Origin of the sequence: Kineosporia mesophila (assembly GCF_021129235.1) — a bacterium.
In the GTDB taxonomy this organism is placed as follows: Bacteria; Actinomycetota; Actinomycetes; order Actinomycetales; family Kineosporiaceae; genus Kineosporia; species Kineosporia mesophila.
Genome location: NZ_JAJOMA010000018.1, coordinates 74,249 through 101,224, shown reverse-complemented (window position 1 = coordinate 101,224; position 26,976 = coordinate 74,249). Strand labels below are relative to the sequence as shown.

Below are 26,976 nucleotides of genomic sequence, written 5' to 3'. Positions count from 1 at the left end.
GAGCACCTCCCCGTCAGGACTCCGTGACCGTGCCGATCCCGTCCTGGGCGGACACACTCAAGCGGCGGGTCACCCGCACCGCCTCCAGCATCCGCCGGTCGTGCGAGACCAGCAGCAAGGTGCCGCCGAACGAGTCCAGTGCCTGCTCCAGCTGCTCGATGGCGGGCAGGTCGAGGTGGTTGGTGGGCTCGTCGAGCACCAGCAGGTTCACCCCCCGGGCCTGCAGCAGGGCCAGCCCGGCGCGGGTGCGCTCGCCGGGGGAGAGGGTGCCGGCCGGGCGGGCCACGTGGCGGGCGCCGAGCCCGAACTTCGCCAGCAGGGTGCGCACGTCGGCGTCGGGCCAGTCCGGCACCTGCGCGCCCAGAGCCTGCATCACGGTGTTCTCACCGGTGAAGGCCGAGCGGGCCTGGTCGATCTCGCCGACCACCACGCCCGAACCCAGCGAGGCCCGGCCCGACGTGGGGGCGAGCCGGCCGAGCAGCAGGGACAGCAGCGTGGTCTTGCCCGCGCCGTTGGGCCCGGTGATGGCGATCCGGTCGGCCCAGTCGATCTGCAGGGTCAGGGGCCCGAGGCGGAAGTCGCCACGCTCGGCCACAGCGCTGTCGAGCGAGGCCACCACCGCGCCGGAGCGGGAGGCGGTCGCGATCTCGAACTGCAGCTGCCACTCCTTGCGGGGTTCCTCGACCACGTCGAGCCGCTCGATCATCCTCTGCGTCTGCCGGGCCTTGGCGGCCTGCTTCTCCGACGATTCGGCCCGGTGTGCCGCGCCGATCTTGTCGTTGTCGGGAGCTTTGCGCCGGGCGTTGCGCACGCCCTTCTCCATCCAGTTCCGCTGCGTGCGGCCGCGTTCCTCCAGGCCGGACCGGGTGTCGGCGTACTCCTCGTAGGCCTCGCGGGCGTGCCGCCGGGCCACCTCCCGCTCTTCCAGGTACGCCTCGTACCCGCCGCCGTACACGCTGACCTGCTGCTGGGCCAGGTCGAGCTCCACCACGCGGGTCACCGTGCGGGCCAGGAACTCCCGGTCGTGGCTGACCACCACGACGCCCGAGCGCAGGTCGGTGACGAACTGCTCCAGCCGGTCCAGTCCGGCCAGGTCGAGGTCGTTCGTCGGCTCGTCGAGCAGAATCACGTCGTACCGGCTGAGCAGCAGCGACGCCAGCCCCGCGCGGGCGGCCTGGCCGCCCGACAACGACACCATCGGCGTCCCCAGTCCGCCGACCAGACCCGAACTCAGGCCGATCTCGCCGGCGACCTGCTCGGCCCTCTCGTCGAAGTCCGCGGCGCCCAGAGCCATCCAGCGGTCGAACGCGACCGAGTAGGCGTCACCGTCCCCGCCTCCGGCGAGCTCCTCGGTGGCGGCGTCGAACTCGGCCTGGACGGCGGTGATGCCGCAGCGCCGGGCCAGGAACTCGAGCACGGTCTCTTCGGGCCGCCGCTCGTGCTCCTGCGGCAGGTAACCGACGATGGCCTGCTCGGGGCTCAGGGAGACCGTGCCGTTCTCGGAATCTTCCAGCCCGGCAAGGATTTTCAGCAGGGTGGACTTGCCGGCGCCGTTGGCGCCGACCAGGCCCACCACGTCACCGGGGCCGACGACCAGGTCGAGCCCGGCGAAGAGCTGACGGTCACCGTGCCCGGCTGCGAGGTCGCGGGCGAGCAGGGTTGCAGACATGAGGAGAAGCGTCTTGCATGGGCGCCCCGCTCGCCAAATCGTTTACGCCCAGGCCACCGGCAGCGCGCGCGGGTCGTCGGAGGAGACGACCTCCTTGCCCAGGGGCGCCAGCGCCACCAGGGCGAGCTTGATGTTGGCCCAGCCGAACGGGATACCGATGATGGTCAGGCAGAGCCCGATTCCGGTGATCACGTGGGCGATCGCGATCCAGACCCCGGCCAGAACGAACCAGAGCACGTTACCGACGAGCGACGGAGTGCCCGCGTCGTGCTGGGGAACGATCGTGCGCCCGAACGGCCAGAGCACGAACCCGGCCAGGCGGAACGACGCGACACCGAACGGGATCGTGACGATGAGAAGGAACATGAGCACGCCGGCGAGCGCGTAGCCCAGCGACAGCCAGAACCCGGCGAGAACGAACCAGAGAACATTGAGGACGAATCGGATGGCGCTCATGGGGACCCCTTAGCTTCCGTGCGGTTGGGCAGATGAAAACCCCCACCGGTGCGCTGACGCGGTAGAGCCGGTGGGGGTTGCATCCGATGCGCGGAAACCTAGTGGCTCGTCGCCACCGGCTTGCCCTTCTCCTGGCCGATCGCGCCGAGCAGCCCGCCGAACCAGGCCTGCTCGGTGTCGAAGGGCTTACCGCCCTTGATCCGCGGGAACTCGATGGCCCGCAGCCGGCCGCCCTGCTCCTCGTCGTGGCCGATGACGCCGCTGGTGCCCTCCAGCGCGCTCTGCACCGCCAGGTCGACGCAGCCCTGGATCAGGCGCAGGTCCTGCGCGTTGGCCGCGGCCGAGCGGGCGAAGTAGCCGCTCTTCTGCACGAGCACCTTGTTCGCGCCGACCTTCTCGGCGAACTGCTTCGCGAACCACTGACCCGGGTTGATCGTGTCCAGCTTGACGTGACCGAACGCGTCGCGGTCGGGCTCCTCGCCGCGGGCGATGAGTTCCTCGACGATGGTCTCCACCCCTGCCCCTTCGGACAGGAAGATGTTCACCGCACCGACCTCGTCCATCTGCCGGCGCAGGCGGGTGGCCTCGGCCTCGATGTCGAAGCTCAGCTCCGGCACGAACACGGCGTGCACGTCCCAGGCCTTCGGGTCGTTGCCGAAGCCCGCGTACTGCTGGGTGGTGACCCACTCGTGGTACTCGGCGGCGGTGGCGGCGGTCAGCCAGCCGCAGTTACGGCCCATCACCTCGTGCACGATGAGCATGCGCTCGTTCGAGGAGTGCTCGGCGACGACGTTGCGCGCGTAGACGGCGCCCTGCTCGGCCGCGGTCCAGGCGCCCAGGCTCTGGCGGATCGGGATCACGTCGTTGTCGATGGTCTTCGGCAGGCCGACCACGGTCAGCTCGTAGCCGTTCTCGTGCAGGTACGCGGCCAGGTCGGCGGCGGTGGTGTTGGTGTCGTCGCCGCCGATCGTGTGCAGCACGTCGATGCCGTCTTTCGTGAGCTGCTCCGCGGCGACCTGGAGCGGCACCTGGCCCTCCTGCACCAGACCGCGCTTCACGCAGTCGGCGACGTTGGTGAGCTTGACCCGGCTGTTGCCGATCGGGCTGCCGCCGAACTGGTGCAGCAGGTGGGCGCGCTCGCGGATCTGCGGTGTGACCTCGATGTGGTCACCACCCAGGAGGCCGGCGTAACCGTTGCGGTAGCCGATGATCTCGACATCCGGCGCGATCTCGGTATAGCGCTCGATCAGGCCGCCGACGGCGGAGGACAGGCAGGGGGCCAGGCCACCTGCGGTGAGCAGTGCGACACGACGTACGGACATGCTGGGCGCTCCCGAGAAACCGAGTGGCTGTTCCGGCTTCCACACTAGCCGGGGACCTTCGCCCGGCTGGGCTCCGGGCCCTTCGGGTCGGACACGTCGCGCGATGGATCAGTAGCGAATCGTGACATTAGTCTCAGCTGAACTCTTCGCCCCGATGAAACGCCGAAGAATACTTTGTCGTTTATCGGCGGGTGAGGCCCCGATTCTGGCGCTCGGTGCCGAAACATCGGCGTGGAGGGAAGCGCGACGCGGCCGTGAGCGGAATACTACGGAAAGCCCGGTACGTCGCACTGTGCGTGCCGTAGCGACAGGAAGTGACGTTAGCCCTACGAAGCAGACGCACCCGCACCAGGAGGTGGGCACCATCAGTTCGTCCGACGCCCACCACGCACACCCGGCCCCGTCGATGTCCGGCCCGGGCCTGGTCCCGCTCGCCGGTTCCGGCGCGGGCGCCCACGTGCGGTGGACCGCCGAGGCCGTGCTCGAGGCGCGGCAGGACTGGGTCGTCCGGGCCCAGGACGGCTTCGCCGAGGATGTTCTCGCCGAGGTCGAGGAGGCGCTGCGGTCCGTACCCGAACCCCACGCCCACGCGGCGGCCCTCTACGTGCAGGGCCTGTGCCTGATGACGCTGGGGGAGACCTCCATCGCCGTCACGGTCGCCCGGGAGCTGATCGCGCTGTGCCGCCGCACCGGGCAGGTCGCCGGGGCCGTGCAGGCCCGCGCGCTGCTGGTCGAACTGCTGCGCCGCGAGGGGCAGCTGGAGCAGGCCGTCGAGCAGCTCGCCCACGGCGCGGCGGCCGCCTCGGCCCTGGACGACCTGCTCGACCCCCAGGTGCAGACCGCGCTGGCCGCGCTGGTCCTGGCCCACCGCATGATCGGGGTCCGCGAGGGCGCCCGGGAGATCCGGCTGCGCCTCGACACCGTGGAGCAGTTCCTGCCCCGTCACCAGCAGGTCTCCCAGCTGAGCAACCTGGCCTTCGAGCACGCCGAGCGCGGGGTCCGGGCAGCGCACCGCCCGCCCTTCGCCCCCGGTCGCGACGACCTGGCCGAGGCGGTCACCACCATCACCCGGGCCGCCGACGCCGACGGTGGCCGCACGTACCGGGTGGTCGAGCTGGAACGCCAGGTGCTCATCGCCCTGTACGAGGCGATGCTCGGCGACCCCGCCCCGGCCCTGACCCAGCTCACCGCCATCCCCGGCGTTCTCGAGCGGGGTCCCGAGGCCGCGTCCGCACAGGTCTTCTGGGCGATCGGCGTGGTCCGGGCCCTGGCCCGCCAGGGCCGGGCCGTCGAGGGCGCGGCGATCGGGGCCCGGGCCCTGGCGGTCGTGCGCGGGCACGTCGTGGACTCCGAACGGCAGGTGCTCGCCTACGAGGTGGCGCTGGCCGAGCACCCGCCGCTGAACGACCCGGGCAGCGGGACGATCGAGTACCTGACCCTGGCCGGCCGGCGGGCGGACGAGACCTCCACCCTGCTCGACGCGCTCTTCCGGGCCCGGGTCGATCTGCTGCGGGGCGCGGACGAGCGCAAGGTGCTGGCCCGGGCCGCCCGGCTGGACTCGCTGACCAACCTGGTGAACCGGCGCGGGGGAGCCGACGCGATCTCCGAGGCGGCCTCCCTGCCGGTCGGGGAGCCCGTGGCCCTGCTGCTCATCGACCTCGACGGGTTCAAGGAGGTCAACGACTCGCACGGGCACCTGGCCGGCGACGTGGTGCTGCGCGAGGTCTCGACGGCCCTGCGCACCGCGGCCCGGCTGGAAGACGTGGTGGCCCGGTGGGGCGGGGACGAGTTCGTGGTGATCGCGGCCCTGGAGGAGGGGCGCGCGGTGGCCCTGGCGGAGCGCCTGCAGGAGACGATCCGCCACTGCCCGCAGTCGGCGGGGGCGCACATCAGTGCGAGCATCGGTGTGGCCGTGCGCACCGCGCCCATCGACGAGCACGAATGGCTGCGCCGGGCCGACGAGGCGATGTACGCGGCCAAGCGCGCGGGTGGCAATTCCGCGGTGGTCGGGTAGGGATCGACAGCTGAGGACGCACGTCCGTCCGGTCCGGTGGTCGGCTCCGGCGTCCTGTCCACCCGGGTGAACCGGCGTTACCACCCTTTGGGCCGATGTAGCCGCCCGGCCTCCCGGACGACCTCCTTTCCATGGACACGGCCCGTCGGGAGCCGTCGGCGGGCGCTCCGGGCGCCTCCGGCGCGCCACGCCTATCGACCCTCCTGACGGTCACCCTCGCCGTCGGCCTGGTGCTGATGTTCGGCATCTCCCTGGTCTTCGCCTCCGACTCCACCGGACGCTGGATGCGCGGTGGTGGAGAGGGCATGCACCCCGCCCTGCCGCAGGACCTGGCCAGCTCCCCCCTGGCCGCCCCGGCCCCGGCGCCGTCCGGCACCGGCGGCTACAAGCTGCTGGCGTACCAGGACGACGGCTCCACCGTCCCGGTGCGCTGGGACCCGTGCCGGCCGGTGCACTACGTGGTGCGCGGCGCGGGCGCCCCGCCCGGCGGGCAGAAGGCGATCGACCGGGCCGTCGCCGAGGCCGGGCGGATCACCGGGCTGCGGTTCACCTACGACGGCGCCACCGACGAGGTGCCGACGGTCAACCGGCCGGCCCAGAACCGCGAGCGCTACGGGGACCGCTGGTCGCCGGTGCTGGTGGCCTGGACCGACCCGACCGAGTACCCGCACATGAAGGGCTACGCCGGGCTCGGCGGCCCGGACACCGTGTCGGGGGCCGGGCCGGGTACCCGGCGCTACGTCAGCGGGGTGGTCTACCTCAACCGTGAGCACCTGTCCGAGGTGGCCGCCTGGGCCGACGGGCAGGCCCGCATCGACGCCGTGGTGCTGCACGAGTTCGGGCACGTGATCGGCCTGGACCACGTCGACGACCCGGCCGAGCTGATGTATCGCACCCCGACCGCGCAGCCGCACACCGCCGGGTTCGAGGTCGGCGACCGGCGCGGGCTGGCGCAATTGTCCGGCGGCCCGTGCTTCCGCGACTTCTGAACCGTCCTCCGGTCCTGCCGTCCACAGCAGGCACGACGCCGGGGTTGTCCACAGGGGCGGCCGGGACCGCCCGGCGGGGCAGGGCTTCCGGGCAGGGTCGGGGCATGTCCTCCTCCGACCTCACCGTGAACGAAGCCGGGCCCGCCGACCTGATCGCGGCCGTCTGGTACACCCTCGGCTTCCGGCCGCTCAACAGTCTCGTCCTGGTCGCCCTGAACGGCCCGCGGGGGCGGGTCGGCTCGATGCTGCGCATCGACATGACCCCGGCCTGGTTCGGCCCCTCCGGGGTGACCGCGGTGCTCGACGCCGCGGTCGAGGCCCTGACCGGTCCGGCGGCGGCCGCTTTCGGCGGGGCGCCGGGGGAACCGGGGAAAGACGCGCAGGACGGCCTGCCCTCCCGGGTGGTCGCCCTGGTCGCGGTGCCGGACGCACTCGCCGTGCCGCCGCCGATGGTGGTCCGGGCCCTGCCGCAGCGCATCTCCCGGGCCGGGGTGTGGCTGTACGACCTGATCGGGGTCACGCCCACGGCCTACCGGTCGCTGCTCTGCCCGGACGGGTCGTGCTGCCCACCGGACGGGCGGCCGCTGAGCGAGGTGGAGGCCAGCCGGGTGGCGATGGCCCACGTGCTGCGCGGTGACCGGCTGGCCCCGAGCGAGGCCGACGTGATCGGTGACGTGGGGCAGGCCGTGCCGGCCGGGGAGGGAGACGGGCCTCAGGTGCCCGGCGAGCCCGGCGAGCGGGCCCGGCGGATCTGGTGGCGTACCTGGAACGCCCTCCTGGGGAACGCGAAGGGCTGGAGCACCGACCAGCTGGGGCTGGCGCCGCTGCACGACTCGTTCCTGCGCGATGCGATCTTCGTCCGGCTGGCGGCGGCGCCCGGCCCGACCCGGCAGCGGTTCCTGAACCAGTTACTGGCGGGGCAGTCCCCACCCGATCTGTCCGGCTACTGGGAGGAGCTGTTCGGCGAGCTGCCCGACCGGGTGCTGCTGGCCCGGGGCGAGGAGATCCTCGCGGCGCTGGCCCGGCGGGGCACGGCCGCCGAGCGCGCGCCCCTGCTGGCGATTCTGGCCCTGCTGGCCTGGTACCGGGGCAACGGGGTGCGCACCCGGCTGCTGATGGAGCGGCTGCGGGAGGAGGGGCCGGAACTGCCCGATGCCCTGCCCCGTCTCGCCGGGCTGGTCGAGATGCTCTGCACCGCAGGCATTGCCCCGCCGTGGGTGGAGGTTCCGGTGCAGGCGGACGCGGAATGACGTGTCCCGCACGACATCCCCGGAATAGTCCAGATCCTGAGACGGTCGTGGCCAACCCCGGCCGGCTCAATTACTGTGCAGTCCTAGGTCATGAGTACCAGCGACAAGCCCCGGCTTGCTGGTCGGCAACCCTCGTTCCGCGGTGGGGTGCCCCGGGTGATGACCAGGCTGTCGCAGATGCGACAGCAAGCGCGGTCGACGTCAGTCGACCCGTCTCATTGCCGGCGGACCTCCGGGTCCGCCCGGGCACGGGTCGATGGCCTGTGCCCCTGAGCCTGGAGGAGTGCCCATATGAGCACCGGCTGGTCGTTCGAAACTCGTCAGATCCATGCGGGGCAGAGCCCCGACCCCGTGACCGGCGCGCGGGCGCTGCCGATCTACCAGACCACGTCGTACGTGTTCGAGAACACCGAGCAGGCCGCGAACCGGTTCGGGCTCAAGGAGTTCGGGAACATCTACACCCGGCTCAACAACCCCACCACCGACGTGGTGGAGCAGCGCCTGGCCAACCTGGAGGGCGGTGTCGGGGCGCTGCTGGTGGCGTCCGGGCAGTCCGCCGAGACCCTCGCGCTGCTGAACGTGGCCGAGGCCGGTGACCACATCGTGTCCAGCCCGAGCCTCTACGGCGGTACCTACAACCTGTTCCACTACACCTTCCCGAAGCTCGGCATCCAGGTCAGTTTCGTCGAGAACCCCGACGACCTCGCCTCCTGGCGGGCCGCGGTGCGCCCGAACACGAAGGCCTTCTTCGGTGAGACCATCTCCAACCCCAAGCAGGACATCCTCGACATCGAGGGTGTGGCCGGGGTGGCGCACGAGGTGGGCGTGCCGCTGATCGTCGACAACACGGTGGCCACGCCGTACCTGATCCGCCCGCTGGAGTGGGGCGCCGACGTGGTCGTGCACTCGGCCACGAAGTACATCGGCGGGCACGGTGGCGCGATCGCCGGCGTGATCGTCGATGGCGGCAACTTCGACTACACCGCCCAGCCGGAGCGTTTCCCGGGCTTCAACCAGCCCGACCCCAGCTACCACGGGCTGGTCTACGGGCGGGATCTCGGCGTCGGCAGCCCGCTCGGGGCGAACCTGTCCTACATCCTCAAGGCCCGGGTGCAGCTGCTGCGCGACCTCGGCCCGGCCGCGTCGCCGTTCAACGCCTGGGTGATCGCCCAGGGCCTGGAGACGCTGAGCCTGCGGATCGAACGGCACGTGGAGAACGCCCAGGCGGTCGCCACCTGGCTGCAGGGGCGGGACGAGGTGGCCTCGGTCGCCTACGCCAGTCTGCCCAGCAGTCCCTGGTACGAGCTGGCCCAGAAGTACGCGCCGAAGGGTGCCGGGGCCGTCGTGGCCTTCGAGATCAACGGTGGGGTCGAGGCCGGTCGCCGTTTCGTCGACGCCCTCGAGCTGCACAGCCTGGTCGCCAACATCGGAGACGTCCGCAGTCTGGTCATCCACCCGGCCAGCACCACCCACAGCCAGCTCTCCGAGGAGGAGCAGCTGGCCACCGGCGTCACGCCGGGGCTGGTGCGCCTGGCCGTCGGCCTGGAGAACATCACTGACATCCTCGCCGACCTGGAGACCGGATTCCGGGCGGTTAAGGTCGGCTGAATGAGTACGCAGGAGGTTTCCGTGCCCGCTGTGCCACCGGCATCCGGGGCCTGGCGGGCCGGAGATTCCCGTGGGGGCCGCAAGTTCAGCCGGATCGGGAATGTGACGCTCGAACGCGGCGGGCGTCTCGACGACGTCGAGATGGCCTACGAGACCTGGGGCACGCTCTCGCCCACGGGTGACAATGCCGTGCTGGTGCTGCACGCCCTCACGGGTGACAGCCACGTCACGGGTGACGCCGGTCCCGGCCATCCCACCCCGGGCTGGTGGAACGGCCTGATCGGTCCCGGGCGCGAGCTCGACACCGATCGCTGGTTCGTGGTGGCCCCCAACGTGCTCGGGGGCTGCCAGGGCAGCACCGGGCCGTCCAGCCCCGACCCGGGCAGTGCCGACGGCAGCCCGTACGGCAGCCGGTTCCCTTACATCACGGTGCGGGACCAGGTCACTGCCGAGGTGGCACTGTCCGACCGGCTCGGCATCGACCGCTGGGCCCTCGTGGTCGGCGGCTCGATGGGCGGCATGCGCGCCCTGGAGTGGGCGGTCATGGAGCCGGAGCGGGTGGAACGGCTGTTCGTCCTGGCCTCCACCGCGGCCGCGACCGGTGACCAGATCGCCTGGTGCTCGGCGCAGATGATGGCGATCCGGTGCGACGCGAACTTCCACGGCGGTGACTACTACGGTGCCGGGCCCGGTGAGGGCCCGCACAACGGTCTCGGCGTGGCCCGCCGGATCGCGCACACCACCTACCGGTCGGAGGCGGAGATCAACCTGCGCTTCGGCCGTCTGCCCCAGCCCGGGGAGAACCCGCTCGGCGGGGACGGGCGTTTCGCGGTCGAGTCGTACCTCGACCACCACGCGGACAAGCTCACCCACCGGTTCGACGCCAACTCCTACCTGGTGCTCACCCAGACGATGAACTCGCACGACGTCGGTCGCGGCCGGGGCGGCGTGGCCGCCGGGCTGGGGCGGGTCACCGCCCGCACCGCCATCGCCGCGATCTCCAGCGACCGGCTCTACACACCGGGGCAGAACGCCGAGATCGCCGCCGGCATCCCGGACTGCGCCCCGCTGCGTGTCATCGACTCGCCGTACGGGCACGACGGCTTCCTGGTGGAGGTCGAGCGGGTGGGGGAGATCCTCGTCGAGCTGCTGGGCGAACCGGCGCAGCCGGCCCTCGCGACCCACTGAGCCGGGCCGGCCTGCTCACCGGGTCTCCCCGCCGGACCGTGTGCGTTCGTGGCGTTCCGCCCGTCACGAATGCACACGATGCCGCCGGGAGCAGAGCGACCGCCGCGGCCCGGTGGCCGGGGCGGTGCTGCCGTCAGTCCGGAACGACGGCCGGCTCGGCCCGGATCGCGCCGAGCAGGGTCGGCCAGGTCCGGGCGAAGGCGGTGTGCAGGGTGCGGGACGCCACATCGTCCAGGTCGACCCACTCCAGGGCGTCGCTCTCCGGGGTCACGTCGGCGACGGTCAAAGACGGGCCGGCGAGCCCGATCACGTAGGTGTACGACCAGTCGCCGTGGTCCGTGCCGACGAACTCGCCGGAGACGGTCACCAGGGCGGGGTCGACCTCCGCCTCTTCGGCGGCCTCGCGCAGGGCGGCCTCGGCCACGGTCTCGTGACTGTCGCGGGCGCCCCCGACCAGACCCCAGGTGCCGCCCTCGTGCGTCCATTCGGCCCGTAACTGCAGCAGCATCTGCGGCCCCCGCGCGCCGGGGCGCACCAGCGCCAGACCGGCTGCCCCGTGTACGCCCCAGTGCTGATGGCCGCACCCGCAGGTCACCCATCCATTGCCATCGCCGCCGGCCATGGGGATCACCGTACGTTGCCGGTGTCGTCCGGGTGTCCGGTGGGGTAACGTCCCGGGCAGGAGGTTTCCTATGCCAGTACTGGTCGGATTTGTGCCCACGACCGAGGGGCGGGCCGCACTGCGGCGCGCCGTCGAGGAGTGCCGCCTGCGCGGAACCCGGTTGATTGTGGTGAGTTCCGAGCAACCGTCGGTGGATCCCTTCGGCAATCGCCGTCCGGCCCCGGTCGCCCCGGAGGCCGAGGTCCGCCGGGTCTGCGCCGAACTGGGGCTCGACGGGGGCGAACTCGAGATCCGCTGGATCCGCGACGCCTACGAGCCGGCCGACGACATCCTCGCCGTGGCCGAGGAGACCGGCGCCGAGCTGATCGTCATCGGCCTGCGCCGCCGCACCGGGGTGGGCAAGCGCATCCTCGGGGGCAGCGCCCAGCGCATCCTGCTCGACTCCTCCTGCCCGGTCCTGGCGGTGAAGGTCGACCAGCGCTCGCCGCTCGACGACTCCGGTCACGACGGTGAGGTCTTCACTCTCTCCGTGAGCAGTGTCGACGAGCACCAGGGCATCCGGTGACCCTGCGGATCCGTCTGGCTCAGCAGGAAACGGCCGACGAACTGCTCGGCCGTGACCCGTTCGCCCTACTCACCGGCATGCTGCTCGACCAGCAGGTGCCGATGGAGAAGGCCTTCGCCGGGCCGCGGCTGATCGCCGACCGCCTCGGCACCGACGGTCTCGACCCGGAGCGGGTGTCCGCGACCGACCCGGAGCGCTTCACCGAGATCATGTCCGGGCCGCCCGCGGTGCACCGTTACCCCAAGTCGATGGGTGCTCGCGTGCAAGACCTGGCCCGGGCCGTGGTCGAGGAGTACGAGGGCGACGCCGCGGCGATCTGGCGCGATGTGACCACCGGCACGGAGCTGTACCAGCGGCTGAACGCGCTGCCCGGTTTCGGCCCGCAGAAGGCGAAGATCTTCGTCGCCCTGCTGGGCAAGCAGGCGGCGGTACGCCCGGAGGGGTGGCGGAAGGCGGCCGGTGACTACGGCCTGGAGGGCTTCCGCTCGGTGGCCGACGTCACCGACGACGACTCTCTGCTGAAGGTCCGTGACCACAAGAAGTCGGTCAAAGCGGCAGCAAAAGCTGCTCGGGGATGACCTTCCGGTGAACGGGGAGTAGTCACAGCGGCTTCATACGGTCGGCACGCGCCACAATCCAGGTGGTCAGACGGCCTGTAGGCCTTACCCTGGATGTTGCGGCGGGTTTAGCCATCCTGCCCGTAGGTGTGCAACAATGAACAGTTGACTGGGCTTGACGCACAACATCACCGACGCTAACTGGGCATCATCGGGGCCCTTCCTGCGTTGAGTACTTGGGTCGCCCACTCACTCATCAGACGTAGTTCCAAGCCGTAGTTAACAGCGCAGCGTGGCTCAGTCGAGCCCGCATACGCCCACGACGAAAGGTAGTCCGTGTCGTCGGTTCCGTCCCCCCGGCCTCTCCCGCCCGAGTTCGGTCACCCCGCACTCCAAGAGCTGCTCCGCCTCGGCGCCACGCGTGGTTCGGTCGATGCCGCCGCCGTGCGGGTCGCTTGTGAGGAGGCGGCCGTCCCGATGGCGCGTATGCGCCCCGTCCTCCGCGCACTCGACGACGCGGGGGTCGTGATCGAGGTCCCGCAGGAGGCCAAGAGCTCGCGGCGTGCCGTCGCGGCCACGGCCTCGCGGGTCACCGCGGCCACCGCCAAGACCCCGGCCCGGGTGCAGCCCGCCGTGGTCAAGACCACCACCACCACGACCGCCACCGTGGGTTCCGCCGAGGGTGGGGCCGACGCGGCCGCTCCCGCGGCGAAGCCGGCCAAGCCGGCGAAGAAGGCTGCCGCCAAGAAGGCGACGGCCAAGAAGACCGCGGCCAAGCCGAAGGACGCCGCCGACGGCGACGAGGAGATCGAAGACGTCGAACTCGTCGACGGTGACCTCGAAGAGGTCGAGGTCGAGGTCGTCGACGACTCGGACGACGAGACGGACGACTCCGCGAGCCCCGCCGCCAAGGACGGTGCGGCCCCGGCTGCCAAGGAAGCTGCTCCCGCGGCGCCGGCGAAGGAGGAGGAGGGCGCGTTCGTCCTCTCCAACAACGACGACGACGACGCGCCCGCGCAGCAGGTCATGACGGCCGGCGCCACCGCCGACCCGATCAAGGACTACCTGAAGCAGATCGGTAAGGTCGCGCTGCTCAACGCCGAGCAGGAGGTCGAGCTCGCCAAGCGCATCGAGGCCGGTCTGTTCGCCGAGGAGCAGCTGAACTCCGGCGAGAAGATGGAGACCAAGGCCCGCCGCGAGATGCAGTGGATCGCGGAAGACGGTCGCCGGGCCAAGAACCATCTCCTCGAGGCCAACCTGCGACTGGTCGTCTCCCTGGCCAAGCGCTACACCGGCCGTGGCATGCAGTTCCTGGACCTGATACAGGAGGGCAACCTCGGTCTGATCCGCGCGGTCGAGAAGTTCGACTACACCAAGGGCTACAAGTTCTCCACGTACGCCACCTGGTGGATCCGTCAGGCCATCACCCGCGCCATGGCCGACCAGGCCCGCACCATCCGTATCCCGGTGCACATGGTCGAGGTCATCAACAAGCTGGCCCGCGTGCAGCGCCAGATGCTCCAGGACCTGGGCCGCGAGCCCACCCCGGAGGAGCTGGCCAAGGAACTCGACATGACCCCCGAGAAGGTCATCGAGGTCCAGAAGTACGGCCGCGAGCCGATCTCGCTGCACACGCCGCTCGGTGAAGACGGTGACAGCGAGTTCGGTGACCTGATCGAAGACTCCGAGGCGGTCGTCCCGGCCGACGCGGTCTCGTTCACCCTGCTGCAGGAACAGCTGCACTCGGTGCTCGACACCCTGTCCGAGCGGGAGGCCGGCGTGGTCTCCATGCGCTTCGGTCTCACCGACGGCCAGCCGAAGACCCTCGACGAGATCGGCAAGGTCTACGGGGTCACCCGTGAGCGCATCCGGCAGATCGAGAGCAAGACGATGTCGAAGCTGCGTCACCCGAGCCGCTCGCAGGTCCTGCGCGACTACCTCGACTGATCCAGCCCGCCCAGAAGCCCCCGGTCATCACGACCGGGGGCTTCTTGCGTTGGTGCATGCCCCACCCTCCCCGTGATCATGCAAAACCTCCCCGGAGTTCTGGAACTGTGAGCGCAAGAGTTCTAGAACTCCGGGGAGGTTTTGCATGATCACGGAAGAAAGGAGGGGTCACGCAGGCGTGGGCAGGGATGTGGGGTGGGCGTCCTGGGGCATCGGGCGGAGGTTCAGGTCGCTCACGAACAGGCGCCTCGCCACGAACAGCAGCACCGCGCCGGCGCACATCCCGACCGCCATCACCCACCAGGCCACCGGGTAGCCCCAGACACTCGCGACCAGGCCGAACAGGAGGGGGCCGAAACCTCCGCCGGCGAACGCGCCCGCCTGCACCACCGCCGCCGCGCTGTTCGGGCGGTCGCGGCCCAGGCGCACCACGGCGAAGATCAGCAGGCCGGGCCACGACCAGCCGATCGCGAAGGCCAGCAGCCCACCGATCACCACCGCCGGCCCGGTGCCCAGCGCCAGCACGGCGAAACCGATCGCACCCAGCGCCATCTGCCCGGTCACGACCGGCAGGTTCCGGCCGACCCGGCGATCGGCCCCGAAGCCCACGAACAACCGCCCCGCGATCGCCAGCGCACTGCCGGCGGCCACCAGGAAACCCGCCGCCGACGTCCTCAGTCCCGACTCGTGGGCCCACTGCGGCAGGAAGGCGACCAGCGCCATCGCCGCGCCGTTGGCCGTGCACATCGCCACGGCGGTGAGCAGGAGGGCGAGGCGGGGTGCGGCGTCCGGGTCACCGTCCGCGGCCCGCACCTTCGAGATGGAGGACGAGGACGGGCGCGGGATCCGGGTGGCCACCCGGATCAGGACCAGCGCCAGGAGGCCGAGGATCGCGTAGCTCCAGCGCCACCCCAGCCAGAGGCCGACAGCGGGCACGGCCAGGCCCGCGATCAGCGCGGCGGCCGGGGGAGCGGACTGCTTGATCCCGAAGCCCAGGCCCTGCCGGCCGGGTGGGACGTTCGCCGACAGGCTGAAGTTGGCGGCCGTGGTGAGACCGGCGTTGCCGATGCCACCGACGCAGATGAACGCGAGCAGCACCCAGTACGAGTGCGCGACCGCACTGGCGCCGAGGGCGCAGACCAGGGTGCCGGACGCGGCCAGCAGGGTGAGGGCGCGACGGCCCCGGCGCTCGCCGAACCCGGTGATGGCCACGGAGGCCAGGGCGGCGGTGGCGGAGGACGCGGAGATCAGGAGTCCCTGCGCGGCGTCACCGAAGTGCAGGTCGACGCGGATCAGCACGGACTGGTTGCTGAGCAGCTGCATCGGCAGGGTGCCGAGCGAGGCGATGCCCGCGGCCGTCAGGGCGGCGCGGGTGAAGCTGGGGGCCGGGGACACAGCCTCCATGGTCGATTCGCGGCACCCATCTGTGAAATGCATATACCGGCGCGCAAATATGCGTCAGACGTATAGTCCCGGTATGGATGACCGGGATCTGCGCTGGCTGACGGTGCTCGCGGAGACCGAGAACGTGTCGCTGGCCGCCGCCCAGCTGCGGGTGCCGCAACCCACGGTGTCCCGGGCCCTGGCCCGGCTGGAGGCGGATCTGGGGGCGCCGCTGTTCGACCGGGTCGGCGGGCGGCTGCGGCTGAACGCGAGCGGGCGGCTGGCCGTGGGCCACGCGCGGCGGGTGGTGCACGAGATCGACACGGCCCGCGAGCGCATCACCGAGCTGAACCATCCCGAGCGGGGCCTGATCCGGATGGGTTTCGTGGCGTCGCTGGGGGAGTCGGTGGTGCCCCTCGTCCTCAATCGTTATCGGGCCCAGGCTCCCAAGGTGAGATTCGTTCTGCAGGAGGGGCATTCGAACGACATCGCGGACTGGCTGGCGGAGGGCCGGGTCGACCTGGCGCTCACCGGGCGCACCCGTCCGGACACGGTGCCGGACTGGAAGGACGTGACCTGGACCCCGATCGAGCGGCAACGGCTGTGCCTGGTGGTGGCCGACGATCATCCGCTCGCGGAGTGGGGACGGGTGGCCCTGGTCCAGGCGGCCGACGAGCCGTTCATCACCTTCTGGCCCCGGGCGGAGCTCCGGCTGCTCACCGAACATCTCTGTCGTCAGGCCGGTTTCGTCCCGTCCGTGGCGCTCCAGACCGGTGAGGTGGCCACCGCCCGGGCCCTCGTGGCGGCCGGGCTGGGCGTGGCGGTGATCCCGCAGCCGACCACCAGCACCACGCCCGGCACCGTGCACCTGCCGCTGACCGACCCGGGGGCGGAGCGGCAGATCGGTATCGCCTGGCCCTCGCACGGCCGGCACAGCCCCGCGGTGGCTCGCTTCCTGGCCTTCCTGCAGGCACCGAACCCGTCCGAACCGAATTGAAAACACCGAACAGGGCCTCACCGGAGCCACTCCGGAGTAATTCTCACCGCATCCCGCGTGCCCGGTGTACGAACAGGTGTCCGGACGGGGGACAATGCGGGCATGGCCAGTCGTTCGCGCAACACCCCGCCGCCTGAGGACTTCACCGAGCGGATCGTCGACATCGACGTCGAGCAGGAGATGCAGGGCGCGTTCCTCGAGTACGCATACTCCGTCATCTACTCGCGTGCCCTGCCCGACGCGCGTGACGGGCTGAAGCCGGTGCAGCGGCGCATCATCTACACGATGCAGGACATGGGCCTGCGGCCCGAGCGCCCGCACGTGAAGTCGTCCCGCGTGGTCGGCGACGTGATGGGCAAGCTGCACCCGCACGGCGACACGGCCATCTACGACGCGCTGGTGCGACTGGCCCAGGGCTTCACCATGCGGGCACCCCTGGTCGACGGGCACGGCAACTTCGGCTCCCTGGACGACGGCCCGGCGGCCGCCCGGTACACCGAGGCCCGGCCCGCCCCGCTGACCACCGAGCTGACCAACGGTCTCGACGAGGACACGGTCGACTTCGTCCCGAACTACGACAACAGCCTCAGCCAGCCCGAGGTGCTGCCCGCGTCGTTCCCGAACCTGCTGGTGAACGGCGCGAGCGGGATCGCGGTCGGGATGGCGACGAACATGGCGCCGCACAACCTGATCGAGGTGATCGCGGCGGCGCGGCACCTGCTGATGCACCCGAACGCGACGCTCGACGACCTGATGCGGTTCATCCCCGGTCCCGACCTGCCCACCGGTGGGCGCATCATCGGGCTGGAGGGCATCCGCGACGCCTACAAGGGCGGCCGCGGCAGCTTCAAGACCCGCGCGACCATCGCGATCGAGAACGTCACGGCCCGCAAGCAGGGTGTCGTGGTCACCGAGCTGCCGTACCTGGTCGGCCCGGAGAAGGTGATCGGCAAGATCAAGGAGCTCGTGCAGGCCAAGAAGCTGCAGGGCATCTCCGACGTCGTCGACCTCTCCGACCGCACCCAGGGCCTGCGCCTGGTCATCGAGATCAAGACCGGCTTCAACCCCGAGGCCGTGCTCGAGCACCTCTACCGGCTGACCCCGCTCGAGGAGTCGTTCGGCATCAACAACGTCGCGCTGGTCGACGGCCAGCCGCGCACCCTGGGCCTGGTCGAGCTGCTCACGGTCTACGTCGAGCACCGCATCACCGTGGTCCGCCGCCGCACCTCGTTCCGCCGCAAGAAGCGCCAGGACCGGCTGCACCTGGTCGACGGTCTGCTGATCGCCATCGTCGACATCGACGAGGTGATCCGGATCATCCGTTCCAGCGACGACACGGCGATGGCCCGCGAGCGCCTGATCGCGGCGTTCGAGCTGACTCAGACCCAGGCCGACTACATCCTCGAGATGCCGCTGCGCCGCCTCACCAAGTACTCCAAGCTCGAGCTCGACAAGGAGAAGGCCGAGCTGCAGCGCGAGATCGACGAGCTCAGCGTGATCCTGGCCGACGACAAGGTGCTGCGGAAGCTGATCTCCGGCGAGCTCGCCCAGGTCGCCAAGACCTACGGCACGCCCCGTCGCACGGTGCTGCTGGAGGGATCGGGCACCGCGGTCACCACCTCGGCCACACCGCTCGAGGTCGCCGACGCGCCGTGCTGGGTGCTGCTCTCCTCCACCGGACTGCTCGCCCGCACCACGAACACCGAGCCGCTGATCCCGTCCGACCCGGCCCAGCGTCAGGCCCACGACGTGCTGGTGTCGGCCGTGCGCACCAGCGTGCGCGGTGAGGTCGCCGCGATCACCAGCCAGGGCCGGATGATCCGCGTGCCGGTGGTCGACATGCCCGCGCTGCCGCCCACGTCCTCCGCGCCGACGCTGTCGGGCGGGGCCCCGGCCACCGAGTTCGTGACCCTGGCCAAGGGCGAGCGGCTGCTGGCCCTGACCTCGCTGGCCACCGAGACCGCCGGCCTGGCGCTCGGTACGGCGAAGGGCGTGGTCAAGCGCGTCGTCACCGACTACCCCGGCAACAAGGACGAGTGGGAGGTCATCGGCCTGCGCGACGGCGACGAGGTCGTCGGCGTGGTCGAGCTGCCCACCGACGAGGTCGACCTGGTGTTCATCAGCTCCGAGGCACAGCTACTGCGGTTCGGCGCCAAACTGGTGCGCCCGCAGGGCCGCGCGGCCGGTGGCATGGCCGGTATCAACCTGCCCGCCGGGGCCAGGGTGATCTGGTTCGGAGCCATCGATCTCACCGTCAAGGACGGCGAGTGGGGCAACGTCGTGGTGACGGTCTCAGGCGCCGGTTCGGCGCTGCCCGGCACCCAGACCGGGGCCGCCAAGCTGACCCCGTTCGCCGAGTACCCGGCCAAGGGCCGGGCCACCGCCGGCGTCCGCTGCCACCGCTTCGTGCGGGGCGAAGACACCCTGCTGCTCGCCTGGGCCGGTCCCTCGCCCGCCCTGGCCGCCGGTGCCACCGGGGCGGCGGTCGAGCTGCCCGCCCCCGACTCCCGTCGCGACGGTTCGGGTCTGCCGCTCAAGTCCGCCGTGGCCGCGATCAGTGGCCCCAGGCCACTTTTCGGCGCGGACGTCGAGGCCGCGGCCACGGGTGAGACCAGCCGGGAAACGGCGCCCGGCGAGGAGTGATCCCTTCCGTGATCATGCAATCCCTCTCCGGTGAAGTGGGGGCACCTCCCGGCCGAAGGCTGGGGGATTGCATGATCACGAACGGATTTCTCAGACGCGGCCAGTGACCGCGGCGTCCAGCAGACCCCGCCACACCAGCCCGGTTTCGGGGTAGCCGGCCGTGCGCATCGCCTGCAGGTGCCACGCCGACGGCCTGAGCGACTCGGTGTGGTGGTCACCGCGGCGCTCGGCGTAGAAGGCGTCGCGCTCGGCCGTCGGCCCGGCCAGGTCCGGGTCGGCGCGCATCAGTTCCCACCACTTCTCCCAGCTCGGCACCCCGCCCTCCCAGCGGGCGGTGCGCTCCCGTCGTTCCACCCGGGCCAGGCCGTCCGTCAGCGAGGCCAGGCCCTCGTCGGGCATGTAGTCGGCGTTGATGAAGAGCCCGCCGGGCCGCAGCAGGTCGCGGGCCTCGGCGTAGACGCCGGTCACTCGTTCCGGTGTCAGCCAGTGCAGCGCGGTGGCGGTCAGAATCGCGTCGAACGATCCGGTGACCTCCTCGCCCAGCTCGGAAGCCAGTGCGGCGGGCCAGTTCGGGAACCCCAGATCGACGGACGCGACCCGCACCCGCGGGTCGTCGGCGAAGGTTCCACGGGCGATGGCCAGCAGGGCCGCGTCCACGTCGAGCACCACGGTGGAGGCCTGCGGGAACCGCCACAGCACCCGGCGGCTGATCGAGCCGGTGCCCCCGGCCAGGTCGAGGATGCGCGGGGCGATCTGCTCCCGGGGCACCTCGACGCTCTCGTCGTGCCGGCCGGCGGAGCGCTCCGGGCCGGCGGGCAGCCGGGTCGCCTCGACGGCGTCGAGCATCGCGGCGAACCGCTGCTCCCGATCGGGCAGGTACGCCTCCTGCTGCGCGTCCCACTGGTCCTGCCAGGCCTGCCAGTCCGGCCGGGCGGAGGTGCTGGTCATGGGCGTCCCCTGTCCTTGTAATGGGCTGATTGGCAATCTGCTCATTACGCTAACCCGGCGGCTGTAAGCTACACAAGTGGACTTTGCCGCTTACGCACAACGGGCCGTGGATCTGGTGAACACCCCGATCGACACGGAGGACGACGTGCGCACCTATGTGGGGGACCGCCCCTGGGTGACCGACCGGCTGACGGCGGACGACGTCGGCGTGCTCGCCGGTCTGCGGGCCGGGCTGACCGGGATGGTCGACGCGTCGGCGGTCGGCGACGGTGCGGCGGCGGTGGTCGCACTGAACCAGCTGCTCGCGAAACACCCGATCCGGCCGATGATCTCGGGACACGACGAGAGCAGCTGGCACCTGCACGTCTACGACGAGTCCGGCTCCGCCGGTGAGACGGTCTGCGCCGAGGCGCTGTTCGGCCTGGCCCTGCTGGTCGCCGAGCACGGGGCCACCCGGATCGGTCGCTGCGCGGCCACCGACTGCGACAACGCCTTCATCGACACGTCAGCGAACCGGTCACGACGGTTCTGCTCGACGCGGTGCAGTACCCGGATGAATGTCGCGGCGCTGCGCCGTCGTCAGCAGGCCGCGAAAGAAGTTTAAAGGCAACCACAAACCACCATGGTGGACGCCCACGGCCCGAGCGCGTGGACGTCCACCATCGGTTGGCTGTCAGTACTGAACCACGTTGCGGTTGGAGGCCTTTGCCTGCACCAGCGCCCGATCGGCGCGGTCCAGCAGCAGATCCGGTGTCCTGTCCTTGTCCTGCGAGATCGCGAACCCGACGCTGGCCGAGATGGCGATCGGCTCGCCGTGGAAGCTGACCGTCTCGCTGACCGTGTTCACGACGCGCTCGCCGATGCGGGCGATCAGGTGGTCGGGGCCGATCGCGTCCATGATCACCATGAAGGTGTCGTTCGCGACGCGGCAGACCATGTCGCCGGTGCGCAGCTGCGACTGCATGCGGGCCGCGGTCACCTGGAGCACGTGGTCGCCGACCTCACGGCCGTGGATCTCGTTGAGCTCCGCGAAACCGTTGATGTCGAGGATCATCACGGCCAGCCGGTGGTTCCGGTTCCGGGCCCGGGCCAGCCGGGTGTTGAGCCACCACTGGGCCTCGGCCCGGTTGGGCAGGCCGGTCAGCGTGTCCAGGCCGCGTTCGGAGTTCTCGGCCGGCGGCCTGCCCACCAGCTGACGCAGGCGACCCCGCGCGGCGTAGGCCGCGCCGACCGCGGCGATCAGGGCGATCGCCATCCCGGAACCGACCAGGAGCCGGCGGCTGCGGCGCTGTTTCCGGCCGGGGCCGAGACCCGGCAGATGGTTCTGCAGCGTGCTCGGTACCTGCAGGTTCTGCAGGTGGGACATGAGTTGCGTACTGATGGACTTCCCCCGCGGGCTGAGGCTGGAGGGAGTGGCTGATGACAACCTCGGGCGCTTCATGGCCAGATCTTCGGGCCGACTCCGCTCCGCCTTGAGCCCACAGGGTGAAGTTTCAGATGTCGATGCGCTCCCGATCGAGCTGGGCGGCGCCCTCGACGATGAAGTCCTTACGCGGCGCGACGTCGTTACCCATGAGCAGGTTGAACACCTTCTCGGCCACGGCGAGGTCGGCCATCCGGACCCGGCGCAGCGTGCGGCGGCGCGGGTCCATCGTGGTCTCGGCCAGCTGGTCGGCGTCCATCTCACCCAGACCCTTGTACCGCTGGATGTTCTCCTTCCAGCTGCGACCACGCTTCTTCAGGTCGGCCAGCAGCGTGTGGAGCTCCTGCTCGGAGTAGGTGTAGATCATCTCGTTCTTCTGCCGGCCGGAGCCGATGACCTCGACCCGGTGCAGCGGCGGCACCGCGGCGTAGACCCGGCCGGCCTCGACCAGCGGGCGCATGTAGCGGAAGAACAGCGTCAGCAGCAGGGTGCGGATGTGCGCGCCGTCGACATCGGCGTCGGTCATCAGGATGATCTTGCCGTAGCGCGCGGCCGGCAGCTCGAACGTGCGGCCCGAGCCGGCGCCGATCACCTGGATGATCGCCCCGCACTCGGCGTTCTTCAGCATGTCGGCGATGGACGCCTTCTGCACGTTCAGGATCTTGCCACGGATCGGCAGCAGTGCCTGGAACTCGCTGTCGCGGGCGAAGTTCGCGGTACCGAGCGCCGAGTCACCCTCCACGATGAAGAGTTCGGAGCGGTCGACGTCTTCGCTGCGGCAGTCTTTCAGCTTCGTCGGCAGTGACGAGGTCTCCAGCGCGTTCTTGCGGCGCTGCGTCTCGCGGTGCTGGCGGGCCGTGACCCGGGTGCGCATGGCACCCACGACCTTCTCCAGAACCAGGGCCGACTGCGCCTTCTCGGCCCGGCCGGCGGAGTTGAGCTGCGCCGTGAGCTCGCGCTCGATGACCCGGGCGACGATGGCGCGCACCGCGTTGGTGCCCAGGACCTCCTTGGTCTGGCCCTCGAACTGCGGCTCGGCCAGGCGGACGGTGACGACGGCGGTGAGGCCCTCGAGCACGTCGTCCTTCTCGATCTTGTCGTTCTTCTCGTTGAACTTGAGCTTGCGGGCGTTCTCGGAGATCACGCCGCGGAAGGTCTTGAGCATCGCCTGCTCGAACCCGGTGACGTGGGTGCCGCCCTTGGGCGTGGCGATGATGTTGACGAACGACCGCAGCTCGGTGTCGTACCCGGTGCCCCAGCGCATCGCCACGTCGACCGCGCACTCGCGCTCGACCTCGGTCGGCGCCATGTGGCCCTGCGCGTCGAGAACCGGCACGGTCTCCTTGAAGTGGCCGGTGCCCTCGAGCCGCCAGACGTCGGTGACCTGGGGGTCGGTGGCGAGGAAGTCGACGAACTCGCCGATGCCGCCCTCGTGCAGGAAGCGTTCCTCGACCGGGCTCTCCTCGCCCGGCGTGCCGGGCAGGCCGCGCTCGTCGCGCAGCACGATCTCCAGACCCGGCACCAGGTAGGTGGTCTGCCGGGCGCGGGTGACCAGCTCGTCGTAGGAGAACGCGGCGTCTTTCAGGAAGATCTGCCGGTCGGCCCAGTAACGCACCCGGGAACCGGTGACGCCGCGCTTCACCTTGCCCACCACCCGCAGCCCGGAACTGTCCAGGTAGGGCGTGAACTCGGAGTCGGGATCGATGCTCTCGGGGTCGGCGAAGACACCGGGCTCGCCGCGGCGGAAGCTCATCGCGTGGATCGAGCCACCCCGGTCGACCTGCACGTCGAGGCGGGCGGAGAGCGCGTTGACCACGCTCGCGCCGACACCGTGCAGACCGCCCGAGGCGGTGTAGGAACCGCCGCCGAACTTGCCGCCCGCGTGCAGCTTGGTGAAGACCACCTCGACACCGGTCAGGCCGGTCTTCGGCTCGACGTCGACCGGGATGCCCCGGCCGTCGTCGCGGACCTCGACCGAGCCGTCGGCGTGCAGGATCACCAGGATGTGGTGGCAGTGGCCGCCCAGGGCCTCGTCCACCGAGTTGTCGATGATCTCCCACAGGCAGTGCATGAGACCGCGGGAGTCGGTCGAGCCGATGTACATGCCGGGACGTTTGCGGACGGCTTCCAGGCCCTCCAGCACCGACAGGTGGCGCGCGGTGTACTCGGAACCCCCGGAAGAGCGTGAGCCCGCGGTGGACGGCCGCTTGCCGTTGCTGCCGGCGCGGGAACGGGCCGTCTCGCTGGGTTGCACGGCCACGGGCGGCTCCTTGCTGTCGGTGGTGCGTCTGGGGGTGCGGCTGGGGTCTGGCGTGGGTCGGGTGTGCGTGCGGGTCGAACGTCCGTTCGAATATACCCGGGGCGCGACAGGTCCCCGGACCGCACCGGACAGCGTGGTTTCGGCCCGCTTCCGGGCAGATTACCCGGATGCCCGCAAGCCGCGGTTACCAACGCGCCGGACCCGGGGTCTCTCCCGTCACTCCGGACCCGTCGCTCTCGGTAGCACTGGGTGACCGTCGGGATGCGTCCAGTGGTCCCGCTGTGACTACGCGGACAGCGAACGGACCGATCTGACCGTGCCAGGGAAGGGTAAAGCCTGCTTGACTGTTCTCTCAGTGTCACCGATGTCCATTCCCGTCAGGGTCCCGGACGGGATGTTCAAGGAGGTCACCTGTGGGTGCTGCCATTGCTCAAGAAACGCTGACCGCGGCCGACCGCTGTGACCGCTGCGGAGCCCGGGCCTACATGCGGGTCACGCTGCCCGCCGGGGGCGAGCTCCTCTTCTGTGCTCACCACGGGCACGCGCACAAGGATGCGCTGGCGGCCGCCGAGGCCCTGATCCAGGACGAGACGAAGAATCTCTCGCCCACCCCTGCCACCGCTCCCGAGGGCGAGCGCTGAGCCAGGGGCCACCCCAACTCCCTAATCACCACTCCTAGACCGATCTGATGGGCTACCGATGAACACCGCGACCGTCCTGGCCGCGGTGTTCGTCGTGTGCGGGCTCGCCGGCGTGATCGTGCCGGTGCTGCCCGGACTGGTCCTCGTGGCCGTCGGCGTGCTGCTCTGGGCCTACGCCGAGAGCTCCGCCGGCGGCTGGGCCGTGTTCGGCCTGGCCGCCGCCGTGCTGGTTCTGGGCACGGTGGTGAAGTACATCCTGCCCGGCCGGCGGCTCCGGGAAGACGGTGTGCCGTGGATCACCATGGCGGCCGGGGCGTTACTCGGTGTGTTCGGATTCTTCATCATCCCGGTGATCGGGTTGCCCATCGGCTTCGTCCTGGGCATCTACCTGGCCGAGATCCTGCGGCTGGGCAACCATGCGTCCGCGTGGCCCTCCACCGTCCAGGCGGTGAAGGCCGTCGGCCTGTCCATGCTCATCGAACTGGCTGCCGGCCTCCTCGCCACCGCGGTCTGGATCGCCGGGATCGTCATTCTCTGAGTCCCGCCCGGGCCACCGCGGTCCGGGGGGAACGCGCGCGTTCGGATCGGATGCGCTCGGCCCGGCTGCGGTGTGGTCCCGGCCGCCCCTGATCGATCGGCCGGGTCGCGGCCTCGGGCGCCACGACCGTGCGGTGCACCTGGCCGGCTCTCAGCTCGATCACCTGATCGGCGTGCCGGGTCAGCTCCAGGTCGTGCGTGACGAGCAGCACGGTGCGGCCCCGGGCCGTCAGCAGCCGCAGGGTACCGATCAGATGGCCGGCGGCCTCCGGGTCGAGACCGGTGGTCGGCTCGTCGAGCACCAGGACCGGTCCCTCCCGCAGCAGGGCCCGGGCCAGGGCGATCCGCTGCCGCTGCCCGCCGGACAGGGCCCGGCCCCGCTGGCCGACCTGGGTGGCCAGGCCGTCGGGCAGCCGATCGAGGAACTCGGCCGCGCCGCTGTCCCGCGCGGCCCGGGTGATCGCCCCGGTGCCGGGATCGTCGGCGACGCCGTACGTGATGTTCTCCCGCACGCTCTCGTCGAACATGAAGGGTTCCTGGGGCAGCAGGGTCACCTGGTTGCGCAGTTCACTGAGCGGATAGTCCCGCAGATCGCGCCCGTCCAGCAGCACCCGCCCGCGGTCCGGGTCGCGGAACCGCACGAGCAGCTCGACCAGGGTCGACTTCCCGGCACCGCTCGGCCCGGTCACCATCACCAGGGCTCCCGGCGGGATCCACAGGCGCACGTCGTGCAGCCGGTCGGCCCGGCCGGGGGAGTGCACGGTGACATCCTCGATCAGCAGGCCCGACTGCAGCGGCCCGGTCGAGGCCGGCCGGTGGGCCGGGGCGGGCAGCAGCAGGGCGCCGTCGGCCCGGGCCGGGGTCACCGCGGGCTTCAGGTCCAGCAGTTCCGTCAGCCGCGCCGCGCTGGTGCCGGACGAGGCAGCGGTCAGGCCGAGCCGGCCGACCGCGGTGATCGGCGGGTACAGGTAGGTCAGGTACGCGGTGAAGGCCAGCAGCCCGCCGGTGGTCAGCTCGCCGCGGGCGATGTCGTAGACACCGATTCCGATGACGGCGAGAAGCCCACCCATCTCGACGAGTTCGGTGAGCGGGCCCTGCACCGCGGCCAGCCGGGTCTGGCGCAGCCGGGCGCGCATCAGCCGGCCCGAGACGGTGGCCAGCCGGCTGTGCTCGCTGCGCTGCCCGTTGTAGGCCTGCACCAGGGCCGAGTTGGTCAGGCTCTGCTCCAGGGCCGAGGTCAGCTCGCCGAGGGCGACCCGGGTGCGCATCGAGACCTGGTGGGTGCGCCCGGTCAGCCAGCGGTTGAGCAGCCAGAGCACGGGCGCCGCGGCGACGACCACCAGGGCCAGCAGCCAGCTCTGGCGGAACGCCGCCACCCCGAACACGATCACCGCCAGGATCGAGCAGGCGGCGTCGAGCAGGCCGGTGACCACCAGGTGCTCCACCTCCTCGGTGTCGTCGACCACCCGGGAGAGCACGTCGCCCAGGCGCCGGCGGTCGAGTTCCTCGGGGGCCACGGTGAGCAGGTGGTCGTGGGTGCGGGCGCGCAGGCGCCGGCTGAACCGCTCGGCGGCGGACGCGGTGAGCACCGAACCGAGGTAGGTGAGCAGGGCGGCACCCAGGGTGATGGCGGCCCAGAGCGCGGCCGGGTGCCAGAACTCTTCCAGGCTGCCGTTCTCGACCGCGCCGTCGATCAGGGTGGCCAGTAGCCCCACGCCGATCGCGTCGCCGGTCACGGCCGCGGTGTAGAAGATCAGCGCGGCCCCGACGGCCAGGCGCCGGCCGCGGGTCAGGGGCCAGAACCGGCGCAGCACCGCGGGCCAGCTCAGCCGGGCCGAGTCGTCCCCGGTCCCGTCGTCGTCGAAATCTGTGGTGGTCATGGGCGGATCAGGTCACTGCACGCCGGTGACGCGCTGGCGGGGCCTTGACCATGATGAGCTCCTTCGGGTTTCGGGAC

General features: G+C 71.0%; 22 protein-coding genes and 1 riboswitch. Of the genes, 13 read left to right on the top strand and 9 right to left on the bottom strand.

Annotated features, from left to right (window positions below):
- Window positions 1–13 precede the first annotated feature (13 nt).
- From LR393_RS23960 to LR393_RS23950, 3 genes are all read right to left on the bottom strand, one after another.
- Window positions 14–1,669, bottom strand: a complete 1,656-nt coding sequence (locus LR393_RS23960) for an ABC-F family ATP-binding cassette domain-containing protein (RefSeq protein ID WP_231486529.1) — start codon at window positions 1,667–1,669, stop codon at window positions 14–16.
- 42 nt (window positions 1,670–1,711) lie between these two features.
- The gene (locus LR393_RS23955) at window positions 1,712–2,116 is read right to left on the bottom strand and encodes a YccF domain-containing protein (protein WP_345718933.1); all 405 of its coding nucleotides are present in this window, start codon (window positions 2,114–2,116) and stop codon (window positions 1,712–1,714) included.
- Between the two features lie 107 nt (window positions 2,117–2,223).
- A complete protein-coding gene (locus LR393_RS23950; protein ID WP_231486525.1) occupies window positions 2,224–3,447 on the bottom strand; it encodes a pyrophosphate--fructose-6-phosphate 1-phosphotransferase in 1,224 nt (407 codons plus the stop codon).
- 355 nt (window positions 3,448–3,802) lie between these two features.
- Here LR393_RS23950 and LR393_RS36625 point away from each other — a divergent pair, with 355 nt between their 5' ends.
- The 5 genes from LR393_RS36625 (at window position 3,803) to metX (ending at window position 10,496) form a co-directional block, all read left to right on the top strand.
- On the top strand, window positions 3,803–5,461 hold the full coding sequence (locus LR393_RS36625) for a GGDEF domain-containing protein (RefSeq protein ID WP_231486523.1): 1,659 nt from the start codon (window positions 3,803–3,805) through the stop codon (window positions 5,459–5,461).
- 131 nt (window positions 5,462–5,592) lie between these two features.
- Window positions 5,593–6,450 (top strand): matrixin family metalloprotease, encoded by an 858-nt coding sequence (locus LR393_RS23940; protein WP_231486515.1) that lies wholly within the window; start codon window positions 5,593–5,595, stop codon window positions 6,448–6,450.
- 104 nt (window positions 6,451–6,554) lie between these two features.
- Complete coding sequence (locus LR393_RS23935; RefSeq protein ID WP_231486507.1) at window positions 6,555–7,700, top strand: DUF4192 domain-containing protein; 1,146 nt, start codon at window positions 6,555–6,557, stop codon at window positions 7,698–7,700.
- Window positions 7,701–7,786: 86 nt separating this feature from the next.
- Window positions 7,787–7,898, top strand: a riboswitch (SAM riboswitch).
- 93 nt (window positions 7,899–7,991) lie between these two features.
- Complete coding sequence (locus LR393_RS23930) at window positions 7,992–9,308, top strand: bifunctional o-acetylhomoserine/o-acetylserine sulfhydrylase (protein WP_231486505.1); 1,317 nt, start codon at window positions 7,992–7,994, stop codon at window positions 9,306–9,308.
- The gene (gene metX / locus LR393_RS23925) at window positions 9,309–10,496 is read left to right on the top strand and encodes a homoserine O-acetyltransferase MetX (protein WP_231486502.1); all 1,188 of its coding nucleotides are present in this window, start codon (window positions 9,309–9,311) and stop codon (window positions 10,494–10,496) included.
- A 133-nt stretch (window positions 10,497–10,629) separates the two neighbouring features.
- Here the strand turns inward: metX and LR393_RS23920 are convergent, their stop codons facing one another.
- On the bottom strand, window positions 10,630–11,118 hold the full coding sequence (locus LR393_RS23920; protein ID WP_231486486.1) for an NUDIX domain-containing protein: 489 nt from the start codon (window positions 11,116–11,118) through the stop codon (window positions 10,630–10,632).
- A gap of 70 nt (window positions 11,119–11,188) precedes the next feature.
- Here LR393_RS23920 and LR393_RS23915 point away from each other — a divergent pair, with 70 nt between their 5' ends.
- The 3 genes from LR393_RS23915 (at window position 11,189) to LR393_RS23905 (ending at window position 14,187) form a co-directional block, all read left to right on the top strand.
- Window positions 11,189–11,683 carry a universal stress protein gene (locus LR393_RS23915; RefSeq protein WP_231486484.1) on the top strand — a complete coding sequence of 165 codons (495 nt, stop codon included), beginning with the start codon at window positions 11,189–11,191 and terminating at the stop codon, window positions 11,681–11,683.
- On the top strand, window positions 11,680–12,261 hold the full coding sequence (locus LR393_RS23910) for an HhH-GPD-type base excision DNA repair protein (protein WP_231486482.1): 582 nt from the start codon (window positions 11,680–11,682) through the stop codon (window positions 12,259–12,261). The genes LR393_RS23915 and LR393_RS23910 overlap by 4 nt, the downstream gene beginning before the upstream one ends.
- Before the next feature lie 315 nt (window positions 12,262–12,576).
- Window positions 12,577–14,187, top strand: a complete 1,611-nt coding sequence (locus LR393_RS23905) for an RNA polymerase sigma factor (protein WP_331282974.1) — start codon at window positions 12,577–12,579, stop codon at window positions 14,185–14,187.
- A 168-nt stretch (window positions 14,188–14,355) separates the two neighbouring features.
- On the opposite strand, the gene LR393_RS23900 is transcribed toward LR393_RS23905, so the two are convergent.
- On the bottom strand, window positions 14,356–15,582 hold the full coding sequence (locus LR393_RS23900; protein WP_231486480.1) for an MFS transporter: 1,227 nt from the start codon (window positions 15,580–15,582) through the stop codon (window positions 14,356–14,358).
- 82 nt (window positions 15,583–15,664) lie between these two features.
- On the opposite strand from LR393_RS23900, the gene LR393_RS23895 reads away from it, so the two are divergent.
- The gene (locus LR393_RS23895) at window positions 15,665–16,567 is read left to right on the top strand and encodes a LysR family transcriptional regulator (RefSeq protein ID WP_231486478.1); all 903 of its coding nucleotides are present in this window, start codon (window positions 15,665–15,667) and stop codon (window positions 16,565–16,567) included.
- A gap of 102 nt (window positions 16,568–16,669) precedes the next feature.
- Window positions 16,670–19,210: a DNA gyrase/topoisomerase IV subunit A gene (locus LR393_RS23890; protein ID WP_231486476.1), complete on the top strand. Its 2,541-nt coding sequence runs from the start codon at window positions 16,670–16,672 to the stop codon at window positions 19,208–19,210.
- Between the two features lie 90 nt (window positions 19,211–19,300).
- Here LR393_RS23890 and LR393_RS23885 read toward each other — a convergent pair whose 3' ends face one another.
- A complete protein-coding gene (locus tag LR393_RS23885; RefSeq protein WP_231486474.1) occupies window positions 19,301–20,158 on the bottom strand; it encodes a class I SAM-dependent methyltransferase in 858 nt (285 codons plus the stop codon).
- 76 nt (window positions 20,159–20,234) lie between these two features.
- On the opposite strand from LR393_RS23885, the gene LR393_RS23880 reads away from it, so the two are divergent.
- Entirely contained in the window at window positions 20,235–20,762 is a 528-nt protein-coding gene (locus LR393_RS23880; RefSeq protein ID WP_231486473.1) for a CGNR zinc finger domain-containing protein, read from the top strand.
- Window positions 20,763–20,831: 69 nt separating this feature from the next.
- Here the strand turns inward: LR393_RS23880 and LR393_RS23875 are convergent, their stop codons facing one another.
- Together LR393_RS23875 and LR393_RS23870 are read right to left on the bottom strand one after the other, a co-directional pair.
- Window positions 20,832–21,524 (bottom strand): GGDEF domain-containing protein, encoded by a 693-nt coding sequence (locus LR393_RS23875; protein ID WP_231486471.1) that lies wholly within the window; start codon window positions 21,522–21,524, stop codon window positions 20,832–20,834.
- A 127-nt stretch (window positions 21,525–21,651) separates the two neighbouring features.
- The gene (locus LR393_RS23870) at window positions 21,652–23,841 is read right to left on the bottom strand and encodes a DNA gyrase/topoisomerase IV subunit B (RefSeq protein WP_231486470.1); all 2,190 of its coding nucleotides are present in this window, start codon (window positions 23,839–23,841) and stop codon (window positions 21,652–21,654) included.
- 413 nt (window positions 23,842–24,254) lie between these two features.
- Between LR393_RS23870 and LR393_RS23865 the strand changes: the two genes are divergently transcribed.
- Both LR393_RS23865 and LR393_RS23860 read left to right on the top strand, forming a co-directional pair.
- Window positions 24,255–24,482 (top strand): DUF7455 domain-containing protein, encoded by a 228-nt coding sequence (locus LR393_RS23865; RefSeq protein ID WP_231486468.1) that lies wholly within the window; start codon window positions 24,255–24,257, stop codon window positions 24,480–24,482.
- A 58-nt stretch (window positions 24,483–24,540) separates the two neighbouring features.
- Window positions 24,541–25,020 (top strand): DUF456 domain-containing protein, encoded by a 480-nt coding sequence (locus LR393_RS23860; RefSeq protein WP_231486466.1) that lies wholly within the window; start codon window positions 24,541–24,543, stop codon window positions 25,018–25,020.
- On the opposite strand, the gene LR393_RS23855 is transcribed toward LR393_RS23860, so the two are convergent.
- Window positions 25,010–26,899: an ABC transporter ATP-binding protein gene (locus tag LR393_RS23855; protein WP_231486464.1), complete on the bottom strand. Its 1,890-nt coding sequence runs from the start codon at window positions 26,897–26,899 to the stop codon at window positions 25,010–25,012. The genes LR393_RS23860 and LR393_RS23855 overlap by 11 nt on opposite strands.
- Window positions 26,900–26,976: the final 77 nt, after the last annotated feature.